This window comes from Ruminiclostridium cellobioparum DSM 1351 = ATCC 15832, assembly GCF_000621505.1.
In the GTDB taxonomy this organism is placed as follows: Bacteria; Bacillota; Clostridia; order Acetivibrionales; family DSM-1351; genus Ruminiclostridium; species Ruminiclostridium cellobioparum.
On sequence record NZ_JHYD01000026.1, the window covers coordinates 23,817 to 42,834 of the forward strand.

General features: G+C 42.9%; 14 protein-coding genes and 1 riboswitch. Of the genes, 3 read left to right on the forward strand and 11 right to left on the reverse strand.

Annotation, left to right across the window (positions count from 1 at the left end):
* Positions 1–36 precede the first annotated feature (36 nt).
* Together T344_RS0110885 and T344_RS0110890 are read right to left on the reverse strand one after the other, a co-directional pair.
* Positions 37–1,902 carry an ABC transporter ATP-binding protein gene (locus tag T344_RS0110885; RefSeq protein WP_027628731.1) on the reverse strand — a complete coding sequence of 622 codons (1,866 nt, stop codon included), beginning with the start codon at positions 1,900–1,902 and terminating at the stop codon, positions 37–39.
* Entirely contained in the window at positions 1,899–4,154 is a 2,256-nt protein-coding gene (locus T344_RS0110890) for an ABC transporter ATP-binding protein (RefSeq protein WP_027628732.1), read from the reverse strand. The genes T344_RS0110885 and T344_RS0110890 overlap by 4 nt, the downstream gene beginning before the upstream one ends.
* A gap of 339 nt (positions 4,155–4,493) precedes the next feature.
* Between T344_RS0110890 and T344_RS0110895 the strand changes: the two genes are divergently transcribed.
* The 3 genes from T344_RS0110895 to T344_RS0110910 all read left to right on the forward strand — a co-directional run bounded on the left by T344_RS0110895 (position 4,494) and on the right by T344_RS0110910 (position 7,561).
* Positions 4,494–4,940, forward strand: a complete 447-nt coding sequence (locus tag T344_RS0110895) for a MarR family winged helix-turn-helix transcriptional regulator (protein ID WP_027628733.1) — start codon at positions 4,494–4,496, stop codon at positions 4,938–4,940.
* Positions 4,941–5,090: 150 nt separating this feature from the next.
* A riboswitch (glycine riboswitch) is annotated at positions 5,091–5,181 on the forward strand.
* A 107-nt stretch (positions 5,182–5,288) separates the two neighbouring features.
* A complete protein-coding gene (gene serC / locus T344_RS0110905) occupies positions 5,289–6,365 on the forward strand; it encodes a 3-phosphoserine/phosphohydroxythreonine transaminase (RefSeq protein ID WP_027628734.1) in 1,077 nt (358 codons plus the stop codon).
* Positions 6,366–6,397: 32 nt separating this feature from the next.
* Positions 6,398–7,561 carry a phosphoglycerate dehydrogenase gene (locus tag T344_RS0110910; RefSeq protein ID WP_027628735.1) on the forward strand — a complete coding sequence of 388 codons (1,164 nt, stop codon included), beginning with the start codon at positions 6,398–6,400 and terminating at the stop codon, positions 7,559–7,561.
* A gap of 94 nt (positions 7,562–7,655) precedes the next feature.
* Here T344_RS0110910 and T344_RS0110915 read toward each other — a convergent pair whose 3' ends face one another.
* The 9 genes from T344_RS0110915 to T344_RS0110955 all read right to left on the reverse strand — a co-directional run bounded on the left by T344_RS0110915 (position 7,656) and on the right by T344_RS0110955 (position 19,002).
* Positions 7,656–7,901, reverse strand: coding sequence for a hypothetical protein (locus T344_RS0110915; protein WP_004630838.1), 246 nt, complete (start codon positions 7,899–7,901; stop codon positions 7,656–7,658).
* A 101-nt stretch (positions 7,902–8,002) separates the two neighbouring features.
* Positions 8,003–8,992, reverse strand: a complete 990-nt coding sequence (locus T344_RS0110920) for a diaminopimelate dehydrogenase (protein ID WP_027628736.1) — start codon at positions 8,990–8,992, stop codon at positions 8,003–8,005.
* Between the two features lie 23 nt (positions 8,993–9,015).
* Positions 9,016–10,266, reverse strand: coding sequence for a diaminopimelate decarboxylase (gene lysA / locus T344_RS0110925; protein WP_027628737.1), 1,251 nt, complete (start codon positions 10,264–10,266; stop codon positions 9,016–9,018).
* 12 nt (positions 10,267–10,278) lie between these two features.
* Positions 10,279–10,971 carry a TrmB family transcriptional regulator gene (locus T344_RS0110930; protein ID WP_027628738.1) on the reverse strand — a complete coding sequence of 231 codons (693 nt, stop codon included), beginning with the start codon at positions 10,969–10,971 and terminating at the stop codon, positions 10,279–10,281.
* Positions 10,972–11,382: 411 nt separating this feature from the next.
* A complete protein-coding gene (locus T344_RS0110935) occupies positions 11,383–14,028 on the reverse strand; it encodes a GH36-type glycosyl hydrolase domain-containing protein (protein ID WP_027628739.1) in 2,646 nt (881 codons plus the stop codon).
* 15 nt (positions 14,029–14,043) lie between these two features.
* The gene (locus T344_RS0110940) at positions 14,044–15,456 is read right to left on the reverse strand and encodes a phosphoglucomutase/phosphomannomutase family protein (RefSeq protein WP_027628740.1); all 1,413 of its coding nucleotides are present in this window, start codon (positions 15,454–15,456) and stop codon (positions 14,044–14,046) included.
* Between the two features lie 19 nt (positions 15,457–15,475).
* Positions 15,476–16,255: a sugar phosphate isomerase/epimerase family protein gene (locus tag T344_RS0110945; RefSeq protein ID WP_027628741.1), complete on the reverse strand. Its 780-nt coding sequence runs from the start codon at positions 16,253–16,255 to the stop codon at positions 15,476–15,478.
* 10 nt (positions 16,256–16,265) lie between these two features.
* Entirely contained in the window at positions 16,266–17,279 is a 1,014-nt protein-coding gene (locus tag T344_RS0110950) for a hydroxyacid dehydrogenase (protein WP_027628742.1), read from the reverse strand.
* A gap of 16 nt (positions 17,280–17,295) precedes the next feature.
* Positions 17,296–19,002, reverse strand: coding sequence for a glycoside hydrolase family 2 protein (locus T344_RS0110955; RefSeq protein WP_027628743.1), 1,707 nt, complete (start codon positions 19,000–19,002; stop codon positions 17,296–17,298).
* Positions 19,003–19,018: the final 16 nt, after the last annotated feature.

The following is a 19,018-nucleotide window of genomic DNA, read 5'->3' on the forward strand; positions in this document are numbered from 1 at the left end:
GACAATTTGTTTGGCAATCCTGTTTATCTTTCTCTTTTACGAAGCCTCTGCCTCTTCAAACTGGCTGTTGTACAGTGAAGCATAGAAACCGCCCGAAGACAGCAATTCTCCATGTGTACCCTGCTCAACAATATCTCCGTTTTTCATTACAAGTATCAAATCCGCATCTCTTATGGTTGAAAGCCTGTGTGCTATTATAAAGCTTGTTCTGTCTTTCATCAGATTTTCCATAGCCTTCTGTATAAGAACCTCGGTTCTGGTATCGACCGAGCTGGTTGCTTCGTCCAGTATCAGTATCTTCGGGTCTGACAGTATGGCGCGTGCGATGGTCAAAAGCTGCTTCTGACCCTGGGACACATTGCTGGCCTCTTCATTGAGAACCATATTATATCCATCGGGCTGTGTCTTGATGAAGTGGTGGGCATGTGCGGCCTTTGCAGCCTTTATTACCTCTTCGTCAGTGGCATCCAGTCTTCCGTAACGGATGTTTTCCATTATTGTACCGTTAAACAGCCAGGTGTCCTGGAGCACCATGCCGAACATATCTCTTAAATCATTTCTCCTGAAGTCCTTTGAATTTACACCATCAATAAATATGTCCCCGCTGTTGAGGTCATAGAAACGCATAAGCAGTTTTACAATTGTTGTTTTCCCTGCACCGGTCGGTCCGACAATGGCCACCCTCTGACCCGGCTTGATGCTGGCCGAAAAATCATTGATTATTATACTTTCAGGGTTATATCCGAAATGGACGTTTTTAAATTCAACCTCACCCTTTACATTTTCAGTACTTGCCGGGTTTTGGGTATCTTTTGGCTCTTCAGCCTCATCCAGGAAGGCAAAAACCCTTTCCGCAGCTGCAGCCGTTGACTGCAGAATATTTGCAACCTGGGCCGCCTGCCCTATAGGCTGCTGGAAATTCCTCACATACTGAATAAAAGAAACGATATCACCAACCTTTATAGTACCTTTTATTGTAAGCCAGCCTCCAAGAATGGTTACAAGCACATAGCCGATATTGCCTATGAAGCCCATGATGGGGAACATCATACCTGAGAGAAACTGTGATTTCCATGCCGATTTATGGAGCTGGTCGTTAATGCTGTCAAACTTTTCTACCGCCTTTTTCTCTCCGTTAAAGGCCTTCATTATGTTGTGTCCGCTGAAAATCTCCTCGACATGCCCATTCACCTGTCCAAGAGATTCCTGCTGGGTTTTGAAATATTTCTGTGACTGCTTGACAATTATACCTATGAATATTATTGACAGAGGAACGATTGTCACTGATACCAGAGTCATCATCCAGCTGATTGTCAGCATCATCACAAGTGCTCCTATGAGCATTGTAAAGGAGGTTATCATCTGGAACAAACTCTGATTCAGGGTCTGGCTCACAGTATCAACATCGTTGGTAACCCTTGACAATACCTCTCCGTGTGTCATCCTGTCAAAGTATTTGAGAGGCATACGGTTTATTTTCTCGGCAATCTCTCTTCTGAGGTTGTAGGATATTTTTTGAGCAACACCCGACATTATATAGCCGCCGATAAAGGAAAACAAAGAGCTTGCAGCATATAATACAATCAAATATATTAATGTTCTTCCAATAAAGTCAAAGTCTATTGAACTGCCGGCAGCCTTGCCGACCAAACCTTCATAAAGTTTTGATATTGCATCTCCAAGGATCTTTGGACCTCTTATTCCCACTATTACGCTTCCAATGGCAAATATAAATACAATTATTATACGGGGTATGAACGGCTTAATATATGTTAACAGCTTTTTCATAGTCCCCTTGAAGTCTTTAGGCTTCTCAACCTTCATACCCATTTGACCGCCGCCCATGGGACCGCGGCCTCCTCTTCTGGAAGCATGTTGTTTTACATTTTCATTTTTACTCATGCCAATTCCTCCTTTGACAGCTGTGATAGAGCTATCTGCTGGTAAACCTCGCAGTTTGCAAGGAGTTCCCTGTGTGTACCCATACCAACAACCTTGCCTTCGTCCAGAACCAGGATCTTATCAGCATTCATAACGGTACTGATTCTCTGAGCGACTATCATTGCTGTAACCCCTTGAGTTTTAGCCTTCAAGGCCTTTCTAAGAGCTGCATCGGTTTTATAGTCAAGTGCCGAGAAGCTGTCGTCGAATATGAATATCTCCGGCTTTTTGACTAAAGCTCTTGCAATTGACAATCTCTGTTTCTGACCTCCCGATACATTTGTACCGCCCTGTGCTATTTCTGTTTTATAGCCGTCTTCTTTTTCGCTTATAAATTCCGTCGCCTGAGCAATATCGGCCGCAAGCTTCAGATCTTCTTCACCTGCCGATTCCAAACCATATTTCAGGTTGCTTTCAATTGTACCTGAGAAAAGAATTCCCTTTTGAGGAACATAACCGATTCTTTCTCTCAATTCCTTCTGCGGTACTTCTCTTATATCAACACCGTCAACCAGTATCTGACCTGCCGTAACATCGTAGAAACGCGGTATAAGGTTTATAAGCGTGGATTTGCCGCTTCCGGTACTGCCTATGAATGCAACGGTTTCACCCGGATTTGCCGTAAAGCTTATATCTGAAAGTACTTCATCTTCAGCTCCGGGATATTTAAATGCCACATCCCTGAATTCAACCTTGCCCTTTAAGCTCTTGTTAAATTCCTTTTTGCTCTTTGGATCCAGTATGGAGCCCTTTGTATTGATTACTTCTGCTATACGGTTGATTGAAACCGACGCACGGGGCAGCGTAATGGAAACCATTGAAATCATAAGGAAAGCAAATATGATCTGCATTGCATACTGCATGAAGGCCATCATATTACCGACCTGCATATTTCCCATATCCACCTGGTGTGAACCCACCCAGACTATCAACAGCGTTACGCCGTTGAGTATGAGCATCATTAACGGAAACATTGCCGTCATGATCCTGCTTACAAAAAGGTTTGTATTTGTTAAGTCTGAATTGGCCTTCTCAAATTTCTCCTCTTCCTTCTTCTGTGTGCCGAAAGCTCTGATTACCAGCATACCTGTCAGGGACTCACGCGTAACCAGGTTCAGCTTGTCGATAAGCTTCTGGATGCTCCTGAACTTTGGAATTGCCACTGCAAACATTACAAGCACCAGGCTGAGTATGGCAAGAACTGAAACACCTATTACCCAGGACATGGAAGTGTCTGTGTGCATTGCTTTCAGGAAGCCGCCTATCCCAAGGATGGGAGCGTAAAATACCAGTCTCAGGAACATTACCATGAACATCTGCACCTGTTGAATATCGTTGGTGCATCTGGTTATAAGCGATGAAGTTGAGAACTTGTCAAATTCGGTATTTGAAAATTCAACAACATTTTCAAATACATTCTTTCTCAGGCTTCTGCCAAGGCCAGCCGACACTCTGGCTGCCAGCAGTCCCACAAGTACTGCGGCAATCATGCCTGCAAGTGCGACACCCAGCATTTTTAATCCGGCAAGCAGTATAAAGTTGGACTGCATTTTTCCCGTATCCCTGCCGAGAGCTTCGTATTCACCCTTTACATAGACTACGGCACCCTGGCTTATGATACTGCCCGGCATTGCTTCAAATTTCTTATCAATGGCACTTTGCATGGCCTTAAGCTGCTCCGGAGGCAATTTTGCCAAAAGTGCAAACGGATCTGTGTCCTTCGGAAGCTGTGCCAGACTCTTTGAAAACTGGTCATTACCTTCATTGCCGGCCTCCTGGAAGGCTGCAATACCCTTCGTTTCCAGCGTGTAAGCCATTAATTCCGGCTTGCTAAAGGCTTCAATCAACTTATCGGTAGTTTCTTTTTCAATGTCATTAAGCTTATATACATCGTTATTTTTTATTTCAGGATATTTTTTTGAGTACTTGTCTAAATCCTCCTGAGAGATATTAGACTTTTCGACCAATGTATAATTGTCGAGTACCAATTTTTTATCCGCATCGTTCATGAAAAAGGTCAGTTTATCCATTTCACTTTTTCTGATCATATCGGGAACTGCATTTTCAATACCATTCTGTTGAATACCCACATTAACAATATTGGACATATAGTCGGGGAGTGACAGGTCACACACCGCCTGCAAAAGTAAAAAGGCTATTATTCCAATAATGGCTGCAACATGCGGCTTCAAATGTTTCAATATCTTACCCATGAATTACTCCTTCCTTCTTTAAAAAGCAGCAAATTTAGTAGTAGTCTGTAACATATCAATTCAAGTCAAAGACCATTAATTTTCAGAACCTATTTAATTATAAATACATAACTATTATATGTCAATAATAATTTTGATTGTATAATTATTATAAATAGTGTATTATAATAATGATATCAAATATTTTTCCTGTATCAGGTTCAGCAATTTATAATACATACAGAAAGTATTGCCACTTAATTAACAAGCTAAAGACTAACTATAATATACGCTTAACTTGTTACTAAGTCTTATTAAAATTATATAATTTTTGTTATCAACGGAAAGGGAGTTTTAGAGATGTTTACCAAGGAAGCTTTGCTTGAAATATCAAATAACATGTTTTTTTTGTTTCTGTCATTAAATCATAAAATGATAAACCGGAGCATTATGTTAAAAGGGCTGTCGGTACCGCCTTCTCATATGAAAGTAATTTTTTACCTGACCACCAACGGTCCCAGTCCCGTATCGAAAATTGCCAATGATCTTGAAATATCAAAGCCCAATATGACACCTATTATAGACAACCTGATTTCCGAAGGTTATGCTGTCAGATACGACGATCCCAACGACAGGCGTATTATCAATATCAAGGCCACTGAAAAAGCCTTTAACACTCTAAAACAGAAAAAGCAGGAAACCGTTGAGCTAGTCTCTGAAAAACTTTCGTCTCTCAGCGATGAGGATATTGAGTTATTGATGGACACAATTCCGCCGTTGATCAAGATCCTTGGAAAGATAAAGTAATTGTTTTTCTTGACTCTCCTTATAACAAGAACTATAATATATAGTAATAAATTAATTTAATAGTGTCGGATGATTGATGGAGGAGAGTTCCTTTTGCATGGCAAAGGGCACCGAAGGAGTAGCACTCTCAGGTAAAAGAGGACTTCATCAGGACGGATCTCTGGAGAGACCAATGTTGGCGCCGAAGGGGCAGTACGGATAATTCCGTCAATCTCTCAGGCAAAAGGACAGAGTACGCATTATAGCTATTTTTATAATAGTTTTATTTTGCTTTTCTTTGCAATTCGGAGGTCAAATCACACAGATTTGGCCTTTAAATATTTTTATAATAAATAAAGGAGTGTTTTTATGAACAGAGTTTATAATTTTTCTGCTGGCCCCTCAATGCTGCCGGAACCTGTTTTGGTCAAAGCTGCCGAAGAAATGTTAGATTACAATGGTACAGGCATGTCTGTGATGGAAATGAGCCACAGGTCAAAAGTGTACACTTCCATAATTGAAAATGCTGAAAGTCTCCTTCGCAAGCTGATGAAAATAGACGATTCCTATTCGGTATTATTTTTGCAGGGCGGAGCTTCAACACAGTTTTCCATGATACCGCTGAACCTTTTCAGTAAATACAGGAAGGCTGATTTTATCAATACCGGAAACTGGTCCAAGAAGGCTATCTCCGAAGCAAAACTTTACGGTACGGCAAATGTTATCGCTTCTTCCGAAGAAGCAAAATTCACATATATCCCGGAAGACTACAAGCTTTCAGAAGATGTGGACTATGTTCACATCACCAGTAACAACACACTTGAAGGCACACGCTTTGTGAGTTTCCCTGAAACCGGCAATATTCCTCTTGTTGCCGATATGTCAAGTGAAATAATGTCCAGGGAAATTGATGTCAGCAGGTTTGGCCTTATTTATGCCGGCGCCCAGAAAAACCTCGGTCCGGCCGGACTTACCATAGTCATAATAAAAAATGACTTGATAGGCAAGCATCTGAACATTACGCCTACCATGCTGAGATATGAAACACATTCCAAAGAAAAATCCCTTTACAATACTCCGCCCTGCTACAGTATCTATGTTGCCGGCCTGGTGTTCAAATGGCTGGACGACATGGGCGGTGTTAAGACCATTGAGAAAATCAATAATGAAAAAGCAGCTATCCTCTATAATTTCCTTGATGAGTCGGAGATGTTTGTAAACAAGGTAAACAAGAAGGACAGATCATTAATGAACATTCCTTTTGCTGCTCCGACAGACGAACTGAATGAAAAGTTCATAAAGGAGGCTGAACAGGCAGGTCTCAGCACTCTTCGCGGCCACCGTCTCATAGGCGGTATGAGGGCAAGCATCTACAATGCCATGCCTGTTGAAGGTGTTATAAAACTGGTTGAGTTCATGAAGAAATTTGAGCTGGAAAACAAATAATTGCATGTAATTGCATGGAAGGATGGATCACTATGTACAAGATACAAATGTTGAATAAAATCGCCAATTGCGGATTGGAACTGCTGCCGGCCGAAAACTACGAGATATGTAACGAGGAAGTCAATCCCGACGGTATACTTGTAAGAAGTGCGAATATGCTGGAAATGGAACTCCCCAAAAATCTCAAGGCCATTGCCAGAGCAGGTGCGGGAGTGAACAATATTCCCATTGAAAAATGCACCGAGAGGGGCATAGTAGTTTTCAACACTCCGGGTGCAAACTCCACCGGAGTTAAAGAACTGGTCATTGCCTCCCTCCTGCTTGCTTCAAGAAAAATCACAAAGGGTATAGAATGGGCTCAAACCCTGAAGGGTAAGGGTGATGAAGTTCCAAAGCTGGTTGAAAAGGGAAAGTCCCAGTTTGAGGGACCCGAGCTCATGAATAAGAAAATAGGCGTAATAGGCCTTGGTGCCATAGGCGTAATGGTTGCCAATGACTGTGTATCCCTGGGCATGGAGGTTATGGGATACGATCCGTATATTTCGGTAAAGGCCGCATGGGGACTGTCAAGCTCGGTTATCAGGGCTACCAGTCTGGACCATCTCCTGTCCACCTGTGACTATATAACAATTCATGTGCCTCTGACCAACGAAACCAAAAATACTCTGAATAAAGAAAAATTTGAGATCATGAAGAAGGGTATAAGAATCATAAACCTTGCCAGAGGCGGACTTGTATGCAATAAGGATTTGCTGGAGGCCATAGGCAACGGCACTGTTGCCTGCTATGTAACCGACTTCCCGGAGGATGAACTGCTTGGTATTGATGAAATAATAGCAATACCGCATCTTGGAGCCTCTACTCCCGAATCGGAGGAAAACTGCGCAGTTATGGCCGTCAATCAGATGAGGGACTATCTGGAGACAGGTATGATCAAAAACTCTGTGAACTTCCCCGACTGTGACATGACACCCACCGACAAGACCAGGATAATTACAGTTCACCGCAACATCCCCAACATGATAGGTCAGATGACCACCATCCTTGCCGCATATAAGATCAACATTGCAGATATGCTGACACGTCACAAGGATACCATCGGCTATAACGTAATTGATATAGAAGGCGACCTGAATGAGGAAGTCATAGAAAAGATAAAGGCTATCGACGGAGTGAAAACAGTCAGAGTCATATGACAGAAACAGGCACTACCCGGGCAGTATCAGCCGTATCGATATAAGTGTCTTTTTGTACCAAAATAAAAAAAAGGAGTGTTGTGCCACTCCTTTTTTATTTGGTTTTTAAGCTCTCAAGTTTTGGAGTTAATTTTTCTATCATACCCTTAGGAGCTTTCTCTTTAAACATTTTCAAGCATAAGTCCTCAGTTACTACATTGACATTATTTTTAACTATCCAATCTTCAATTTCATGTTTAACCAAACCTGAAAAAATTGAAGGAACAGCATCCATAACCAGAGCAAACATTTTTTTGCTGTTGCCCTCCCAGGTTAAATTCTCCAGAACAGAACCTCTCATATATTGCCTCCTAAATTTTACAAGTAAGTTTATAGGATATCATTATATACTATGGCAATGATATGGATTTTGTTCACATATTGGTTAAATTTTTATCCCGCTTACAGCAGTTTTTTTATTAATTCCAGGTTGCTGGCCGGTGACAAATATGACAGCGGAACATCAAATACAGTTTTTGCCCCTGTGTTTGCTTCCCTGTTCATTCTTACAGCCGCCCTGGCAAATGCCACCAGCACATTTGCCGTAAACTCAGGGTTGCTGTCAAGCTTTAACGAAAATTCTATGATCTGATTATTGGAGTTATCGTTACCTGTTTTACCGCTTCTGAATACAAATCCGCCGTGAGGCATTTTTGAATGGTTTTTCTTTAGCTCTTCCCCGGTAATAAAGTGAACTGTCGTTTCATAATCAGAGAAATAGTTTGGCATGTTCTTTATGTCAGCCTCAATCCCGGCCTTATTTGCACCTTCTTCAGCAACGACAAAGCACTCTCTCAAATGCTTCTGCCTTGTTGTCAATTCAGGATTGCTGCCATTTCTTACACTTTCAACAGCTTTATCAATCGGGATAGTATATTGAATACCGTTTTTAACTCCCGCCACTCTTCTGATTGCATCTGAATGACCCTGGCTTACACCCCTGCCCCAGAAAGTATAGTCATTTCCCACAGGCAGTATGGCGCCTGAAAGCATTCTGATCATTGAGAACAAACCGGGATCCCAGCCCACAGAAATTATACAGGTCTTTTTGGAAATGGCAGCTGCCTTGTTTACCTTTTCAAAATATTCAGGTATTTTGGCATGTGTATCAAAGCTGTCAACAATATTGAACATTGAAGCAAATTCCGGTCCCTGCTCAGGCAGGTCTGTTGCAGAACCTCCGCAGAGGATCATCACATCGATGTCATTTGCATAATCCTTTGCCCTACTTATATTAACTACCTTTGCACCAGGCGTGTTTAATGAAAAGCTATCGGCAGCTCTTCTTGTAAAAACAGCTGCAAGTTCAGTGTCCGGATTTTGCTTTATGGCAGCCTCAACTCCTCTGCCTACGTTTCCGTATCCTACTATTCCAATTCTTATCTTACTCATGTAAAAATCTCCTCTACTATGCTTTAAACATTAAATGGTGCAATAAGATCTTCAAAGGTATCCCTTCGTCTGATCAGTATTGCCTCCCCGTTCTCCTTTATCATGACTTCGGCAGGACGCAGCCTCATATTGTAGTTTGAACTCATGGCAAAACCGTAGGCACCCGCATCCATGATTCCCAATATATCCCCTTCTTCTATCTCGGGGAGCTTCCTGTGCTTTGCGATAATATCTCCGGTTTCACATATATTGCCTACAACGGTTACCTCCCCGGTGGCACCCTGATTCCGTGGCTGTCCGTTCCTATATACCTCAATGTCATGATGGGAATCATACATAACGGGTCTTGCAAGTACGTTAAATCCTAAATCTGTCCCTACATATGTGTTCCCGTAGTTGCTCTTGGTTGCATACACCGTACCAAGCAGTATTCCGCTTTCAGCGACGATATACCGGCCGGGTTCGGACTTGAATAATATTTTCTTCCCATATTTTTCAGTCCACTGTACAAGAACAGCCGACAGTTTTTCCCTGAAGCCTGACAGGTCAAGCGCCGCCTGCCCCTCCTGCTTCCTGTAGGGTATTCCGAAACCTCCGCCCATATCCACAAAATCTATGTCCTCAAACTGCTCGGCTACCGAGAGTATCGATTTCACACCTTCAATATATGAATCACCCTCCATGAACAGTGAGCCTATATGCTGGTTAATTCCTGAAATTTTAAGATTATATTTATTTGCAATCTCCTTAACCTGTGGTACACAGTCAATATTAACCCCGAATTTGGTTTTCTTGCCGGCAGTTACAACCTTTTCGTGGTGTCCTGCACCCACGCCCGGATTAAATCTTACGGCGGCCTTTCCTCCCGGATTTATTTTACCCAGCAGCTCCAGCTGTGAGAGTGAATCCACACTTACCAGGACTCCATTGTCAACTGCATACTTAAGTTCGTCCTTCGAAACATTGTTCGGCACAAAGAACAACTCTTCAGGCTTGTAGCCTGCATGGAGCAAAAGCCTGATTTCACCGGCCGACATGGCATCGGCTCTCAAGCCCTCTTCCCTTATGATTTTTATAATGTGCAGATTGGAATTTGCCTTAATGGAATAATTGGGGACAAAGTGAGGGTAATCCACTAAATTTTTCATGTCTCTGCACTTTTGCCTCAATATTTTTTCATTATACACATATAAAGGACTTCCAAATTCCTTTATCAGCTTCTCAGGGTCCGAGTTCCCGAAAAATTTCATTTTAGTTGAATAGTATTCAGTCATAACATGCCTCCGTTATTGTTTAGTATTTATATTTATAAGTCTTATCTCATTAGTAAGGGAATCCTTGATCAGGTCCACCATGTTTGAGTTCCTTGAAAACAGGCTTGTAGGATTTGTTCCGTTAAGCTGACCCGTCAGGACATTTTCCGAGTCGGTAATGAGCCGTACACTTCCGGACTGCTTATTGGAGATATAACAAATCATGCCTTCGGTTCCGGGCTGCTCGGAAGTTATTATTACCACCTTCAGCCCTCTGTCCCTGGCATCGGAAAGTTCATCCATAACAAACTCAAGCTGCTCTCTCGATGTGGAGATATATACCCTTTTTTGTGCCTGAAGTATCAGATTTTTCATTTTATCAAGTATCTGCCGGGTACCTTTTATTGTGACAAAACTATCGCCCGAAGCATTAATCTGAGGGATTTCCTCCTGAATAACCTTCATTACCCCGTCAAATTTTCTTTTTAAATTCCGAACCAGTTCTTCAGGGTCTACAGCAGTATATCTGGCTGCTTCGCCGTTGATCCTGTAAGCACCGCCCTTATCGGAGAGACCTGCAAGTCCGAGATATGCGTTTGATCTTGGAATACCTGTTAATTTGGAAGCTTCATATCCTGTAAGCTCACCTTCTCTGCACAGTGTCACATAAAGCATGGACTCATGTCTGGTGAAACCGGCTTGCATCAAGGCATCGATTATATCCACAAACGCACCTCCCAATTGGCAAAAATAATAGTGGTTCTATATAAAACCACTATATACTATTATTAATTTACTGTCAACAAAATGAAATGAATTTAACGCGTTGTGCTGATTGAAATTTTGTTTTTGCTTTACAGATAGATTTAATCAAAATCAACTGGTACACGAGTACAACTTCATGAAATAAAATGCACAGTTAAAAACAATTGCGGTAAATTGTCGATGAAGGTAAAGTGGTTTTGCCGGCAAAGCGACAGGACGTTGCTTTGAGCTTCAAATCGAGACAGGAGGTCGAGTTTGAGCGACGGCAACACCGCTTTAAATGAGGCGATACAATTTTCGCAATTGTTTTGGGTGCGTACAGGTAAAGTATAAATTAAATTAATTAGCACAACGCGTTAACTTATCAATACGCTAATCTTCCACGTATATTTTAAGAGATTTTATCTCCAATTCAGTGTCGGAAATCCACAGCTTTTTCAACATCATAATATCGTCATGGACCCCTTCCCTATTATTTCCGTTCACAACGTATTTTCTATTTCCGTTTCCGCTGTTTCTATATAAAATATTTATCCTGCAGCCTTTAACTGTTATCTGAAAGTTAAATTCTTTAAATGGAAGCTGTCCGGCGGGTTGAATCCAAAGCCCGCCAAATTCAGGCTCAAGCCCGAATACATATCTTATCAAGGTTTTCAGAACTACATTTGAACTGCCTGTCTGCCAGTCCTGCATTGATTGGCCGTCAATCTGTTTTTCTGGATTATATCCGTAGGAATTGGGCATCACAAAGGGTGAACAGGATATCTTTTCATGGGTAAACGGCAGCAACTTAAACAATTGCTGCCATGCCTCCCCGGAGCAGCCTATGCGGAAAAGTGCCATTACTGCAAAGGCGGATGCATGTATGTAGGCAGCCCCGTTTTCGGCAGTACCGGGAGGAAGCTTTTTGATACGCCCCACACCCTGGGCATGGGAACCGAAAAATGGGTCAAAGGTTTTATAACCGTATTTGCCGTCCAATTTATTAAATGCATCCAGTATGGTATCCTTAATGCCCGGATCAAGCTGGTACATTTTACTTAATATCCAGAAAGCATTTGAGGTTAATCCCACTCTGGATTTACCATCGGGATCATTAAATCCTCCCACAATATATGATCTCTTGTCCCCCCACCCGTGCACTATACGCTTTTCTCCATTATCCCCGGTGACAATTGCATATTCCTGCAATGCATTTTCAAGTGCCCGGAGAGCGGTTTTATAGGAGGTTATTTGTGAGAAATATTTGCTCGAATTGATTTTATTCAGTATTTCAAGCATCTCCTGCAGATTTTGATATACCTGAAGGGTGGCCATAACGCTTACCCCTGTCCCGTATTCCTTTTCCGGGCCGCTGCTGACGCCCAAACCATCCAGAGCATCATTCCAATCGCCGTATAGGGCTCTGATGCAACCTGTTCCTTCAAAGTCCCTGTTGGACAGCAGATAATTCATTATTTTAAGAAGATGCTCCAATACACTGTCTCGAATACTGCTTTTTTTCACAAGTGACTTTTTCTCATCAACTATTTCATAATATCCGCATTCTTTATTAAGAAATTCAAAATCATTTGTGAATTTCAGGTAGGTTGTAATGGTGGATATGACCCATACTCCCTGGTCGATAAACGGCCTCAGGTCCATTTTGGGAGCAGTGCCCTCTCTGACCGGAAGTGTATATTGTCTTGGGCATCTGCCGTCAGGGGAAATAAAGCCAAGGGCCTCCAGCATTTTTTCACGTGCAGCTGCAGGGTTCCAGAAAAGCAAGCCTTCAACTGCCTGGAAAACATCCCGTATACCTATCAAGGAGCCTTCAAACAGCTGCACATATCCTTTTATCAGAGAACAAAATTCAACCTGCTTTTTCAGGTGCTCAAAAAAAGTGTTGAAAACAGTATCCTTTACAGGACCCTCCACTGTTTCTCCAACCCGGCAGCTCAACAGTCCTCCGTTTTCCTTCTCCTGCATTTCACTCTCTTCAATTTTTGTGTCCAGCTTCTCTCCGGTTATTCTTTTTTCAAACAGTTCCGCAGCTCCGGTATCATCGCTGCAATGCTTTAAAAAGTCAAGGGACAGCTCATATCTTACCTGCCCGTGCCTGCCCATATCAAGATGAAGTATATCCCCTATAATCCCTGTTTCGGTAAAGGTACATATATGTCTGGGAGTTCCAAAGCTGCCCGACCTGAGTGCAGCGGGAGTATGCAGGCTGCTTCTGCTGCCTCCCACAAACTGGTAGCGCGAAGTAGTCTCCTGGTGCCGGGTTAGCCGGCTGTTTTGATCCGGCTGGATATTTCTAAGGACCACACCTATATTGGATACCGACGTAGTTCTGTCCAGATCTTCATTCACCTTTATTATAAAGCTTCCCAGCCTGTCCTTTTCATTGCCGCCTTCTTCATTAATGTCTTCAATGTACCTGATCTCCCGAAACCATTTGTTTTCGTCATTCTCGTTGATATTGTGCGAAAGAAAGGGGTTGAGATATGCCGATACAAACAGCTGCCTGTTTTGTGCGGTCGAGTTGCGGATAAGTACTGAAAAAAACATCCTGTTGGCTTCATCCACAAATACCCTGACTGCAAACTTCATATCATCCGTTTCAGTGACATAATAAGTGCAGCTCCTGGTAAAAACCGTATATCTCTCAACTTTTTTCCCGGAATTGTTTTCTATGAAAGGTACCGGCAGCAGAGAAATGACCTGATAATTTTCACTGTCACCGGGAAAACCGGCAAAAAAAGCTATTTTGGGTTCTTTTCCCTCATTTGCCTTTAAAAACGGAGAAAACAGCCCTTCATTGCAGTGCATATAACCCGAGGTATACGCCCAGAAATTAAAGCCGCCTTTTCCGTACGGATACCTGCTGTCTCCGTCGTCACGGGGAATACTGATTATATAATCGCCGATTGCATATACATCTCCGGGCATTTTGTATTTTTCGGCATATGAAGAATTGGTTTTCAACTTAAAATATTGTTCGGAAAAGTAATCTATTGTTCCCTGAAATAAATCCATTTTACCACCGCTTAATTATATATTTAAAAACTCTTTCATTTTTTCACAGATAATACTTGCCTTCTCTTCACTATCCATCTCTGCAAATACCCTGAGCAGGCTTTCTGTTCCTGAAAAGCGGACAATAATCCACCCTCCGTCTTTGAAATATACCTTTACCCCGTCGGAATAACTAACCCGGTCTGCTTCATATCCGAAATCCGGCAGCAGTTTGTCTGTAAACAGGGTTTTCATCAACTCCGTTTTTTTATCCTGGCTGAATCTGAAATCATTTTCCACCATATGAAAATATCCGTATTTTTCGTGTATTTCTTTTAGCAAATCCGATAAACTTTTCCCGGTAACGCTCAGCATCTCAACCAGCAGACCGGCTGCAAAAATCCCATCCTTGCCTTTTATATGTCCCCGAATGGTCAGTCCCCCGCTGCTTTCTCCTCCGATCAGGGCATTCCGGGCTTCCATCATGGAGCTTATATGCTTGAAGCCCACAGGAACCTCATGGCATTCTTCACCGAAATCACGGGCTATCTTATCCAAAAGGTGGGTTGTGGCCAGATTTCTCACTGCTCCGCCCTTCCAACCCTTATACTTTAAAAGATAGTAGTACAGCAGTGCAAGAATGTTATTGGGGTGAATGAAATCACCGTTTTTGTCTATAATACCCAGACGGTCGGCATCACCATCTGTGCCTATGCCTATGTCATAGCCTTTTTCCACCACCATATCCCTTAAGCGCTGCAGTGTCTGTGTATTGGGTGAAGGCAGTCTGCCGCCGAACAGGGTGTCGTGCCTGTCATTTATAATATCCAGCTCACATCTTGCCGTTACAAGTACGGCCTGCAAACAGGTTCTTGAAACGCCATACATGGGGTCCAACAGGATTTTCAGCCTTCTTTTTTTGATTGCCTCGATGTCAAGCATACCTAGAACCGTATCGATATATGTATTAAAGGGATCTGCAATCTGAATCCTGCCGTTGTCGACACCCTGACCGAATTCAATACTCTGTATGTCCTCTTTTATTACCCGCGCAATATAGTCTTCAATAACTTTTGTAGTGTCCTCGGTTGCATCTCTGCCGCCTCGGGTAAATATCTTGATCCCATTGTAGTCGGCCGGATTATGGCTGGCCGTGACAGCAGCTCCATATTCGGCTTCGGCCCTGTTTACCGTAAACATTATTAAAGGTGTAGGGGCAATTTCATTTACAAAAAGCACCTTTACCCCATTCCCTGCCAAAACCTCTGCAATCCACCTGGCAGCCTTGTCCGACAGAAATCTCCTGTCATAGCCAACAACAAAACCTTTGTTTTGGCAATTTTGATCTTTTATGATATTTGCCATTGCCTGAGAGAGGAGCTGTACATTTTCCCTGGTGAATTCCTCACCGATCAATGCTCTCCAGCCGCCTGTTCCAAATTTGATCATAACTCCGTTCCCCTTTTTGCTATAAAATTTGACTGATGCTTTCCGGTGTTCCCACAAGATATTTTAATGTTTCTGCGTCTTTAAAAAACTGTTGGGGACTGTTATCTTTAACAAACTCAAGCATACAATACCTGACTGTATCAATTTTACATATTACTTCCATATATTTTTTCCATTCGCCGGCTATTTCTGCTAGCTCTGTCCTTTGATTGTTTACCATGCTGAAGATATGGACATTTACAAGCCACGGTGCTATGTCCCTTAACTCTTCCAGCCTTTCAGCCGGGCTTGTTTCCATATGCGTCTGCCAATAGCTGCGCAAATTGCTGTTGTTGACTTCCCTTAACAGCCTGCATGCAGACCCCGGTGTATCTGTCAGTGTATCTTCGTGGTACTCCAGGGCAACCTGTACACCCGACTTTTGAGCAAGTCCGGCAATATTGAACGCATCTTCCGCAACCACATTCCAATAGGCTTCATCTGCTTCGGCAGATGCCCTGTTCCCTGCCCATACCCTGATAACCGGAGCCTTGAGTTGGACTGCGGTTGCAAGTATCCTGTCAAAACCGTCCTTGTTTTCCCGGCCGCAGCCCAGCCTGTAGTATGACCCGTAGGAAGACACTTCCAGACCTTCGTCCATGGTCATCTTAAGCACCTCATTTGCCTGTTTGATGTCCCCGGAAGGCACATGTATGTCCCCGCCCCATTCGATTCCATCCAAACCCGCCTTACCAACCAGCTTCACTATCTCAGCAGGTTTCAGCTGCCGAAATGCAACCGATGCCAATCCTGTTTTCATATGAATCCCCCTATATTTGCTGTTCCTTTTCCCTGGTCATCATTTTATACCTTTCAAAGGTAATTTCATGCTCCAGAGGAATATTCTGAATCAGCCGTTTTATTTCCTCTATAACGGTATAGGTCATCTGTTCCTTTACAGGTGCTCCTGCCACATGAGGAAACAGTATGACATTTTCCAGCCGCCTTAAGGGACTGTTCACATCCAGAGGTTCATTATTGTAGACATCCAGTACTGCCCTGATCCTTCCGCTCTCCAGTTCCTTTACAAGTGCAGCTTCATCAACGATCTGTCCTCTTGCGGTATTGACAAACAGAGTGCCGTTTCTTATGAGCTTTAATTTTTCTTCAGTAATTAATTTTTTTGTCTCCTGTGTCAGTGAAGCATGTATTGAAATGATATTTCCCCAGGACAGCACCTCATCAAGGGGACAGAGCTCCACATTTGAATAACCCGCCAGGCTGTCCCTTGAAATATACGGATCAAACAGCTTTATCCGCACATCAAAGGGTTTCAGAAAATCCAGGAGATACCTGCCTATGGTCCCCAACCCTATCAGGCCTATCCTTTCGCCTATAAGTGTCCGGTTTTCCACAACACGTCTGGACCATTCCACCCGGTTTTTCATATCCCTGTCGTATTCCGTGACAAGCCTCAGGGCTGAAAGCATGTATGTCAGAACGCCTTCGGCTACATACCTGGCCATTAATCTGTTGGCACTGCATACTTTTATGCCCTTTTCAAAGACCATATCGGTGGCAACATCTGCAACACTTCCCGCCGCATGTGCAAGCATTTTCAACCTGCCGGCATTTTTCAGAACTTCTCCCGTAAAGGAAGGGCATGCCCAATGGGTTATACATACATCAATATCCTTTATGCGCTCGCAGAGTTCCTTTTCTGTAAATGGTCTGCTGTTTTCATTAAGTAAGACGTTTCCAAGTTTTTTAATTTCATTGATTACTTCATCCGGAAAATAAATATCTCTTTCACTGCCTTTTTGCATGGTGATTAAAATGTTCATGGAATCACTCCCCAACTCATAATTTGCCGGACCATTTTTTAAAGGTCTCCTGCAAGCGGTAATAAGCCAGTTTGGGTCTTCTGAAATAGTCCGTCACACCTTTGTGGTTTATTCCCATAGGCCTGAAGCGGGCATAATTACCGCTCTCAAGTACCCACGGACTGACTCTGAAGTCGTTGAAGGTCCAGACGATCTGTCCCACAATATAATCCTTTGATATATACATGTCGGTCAGATCGTCAAGATAGTCCGCCTGTGACTCCTCGGACCACTTGGTTTTGGCAGCATATGAGTGGAAGCCGAACATTCCTTCCCAGCCTCCCGAAGTTATAAGCACCGGCTTATCAGGATACCTTGCTGCAATAGTATCCATAAGCCTGCTCCCTTCCTCGACAGTCTGGCTTATATACCATCCCAGCCAATAGTTGACTCCTATAATGTCAAAAAACTCATAAGTTCTGTCCTCGGTGGGAATGTCCGAGGCGTGTACGGTAAATCTTGTAGAATCCAATTCCTTTGCAAGCTTTATATATTTCGGTACAAAATCTACAGCCGAATCCTCATAGGTTTTACACTCGATAAACAGACTCCAGAACATTATGCAGGTCTCATTTTTATAGTACTTTATGGTTTCCTTCAATTGATTTACGGCCAGTTCCATCAGTTCAGGATTTGAAAACTGCTCCTTCTTGAAATTCACATTAGGTACTTCGGCTATTACAAGCATTCCCATCTCACTTGCAATTGCGTACTCCCTGATATGGTGCGGATAATGACACAGCCTTAAAAAGTTGGCATTGCCCTGCCTGCACAGCTCATAATCCTTTCTGAGGATGTCAGGTGAAAAAGTCCTGCCCATAAGCGGATAGTCCTCATGCTTTGAGTATCCCCTGAGAAAGACAGGTTTGCCGTTCAGCTGTACTTTTCTGTCCTTGATTGAAAACTCACGTACACCTATTCTGTGTTTCCATATATCCATCGTTTTACCATGTTTGTTTTTCAATATCAGCTCGAAATCATACAAATACGGGTCCTCCGGAGACCATAGCTTTACATCGGGTATAAAAAGCTTCAGCAGCTCAATGTTGGTCAGTATATTGTGGGAAGAAACAAGTATGGGCTCTGTACCTTCCTTTTCAGATATTTTTATTTCCAAAGCAGCTCCCCGATCAGCAGAATAGTTTCCTATATCAAGTTTTACTCCTATTTCGCCGCTGAGCTTTGTTGTTATTGTGACATCGTCCAGCCAGGTCCCGCCTGTGCCGACCAGTGATACCTCCCTGTATATTCCCCCGTAATTGAACCAATCCACGCCTTTGGGAGGTGAGGTCATATTGTCGATGGTACTGTCAACGCGTACCGCAATAAGATTTTCCCCGTTAACATTCAGATAATCCGTCACATCCAGCTCAAAGGGTGTGGAACCTCCTGTATGCCGGCCTGCTTTCCGCCCGTTGAGCCAAACCTCGCATCTGTAATTTACCCCCTGGAAAAATAACACCTGCCTTTTCCATTCGGGGTTCTCCCGGTAATAAAAAGTCTTGTAGTACCAGGCTGTTCCGTCATAATAGAGCAATTCCTCCCTGAGCTCGTTCCAGCAGGAGGGTACCCAGATATTTTCAGTATTGTCGGGTACGTGATCAAACCATTTGTTTTCCATTCCTTCGTTGTCTTTATCGGTAATAAACTTCCAGTATGCGTCAAATGAAATATTCCCCAGCATCTTACCACCCTTTCAA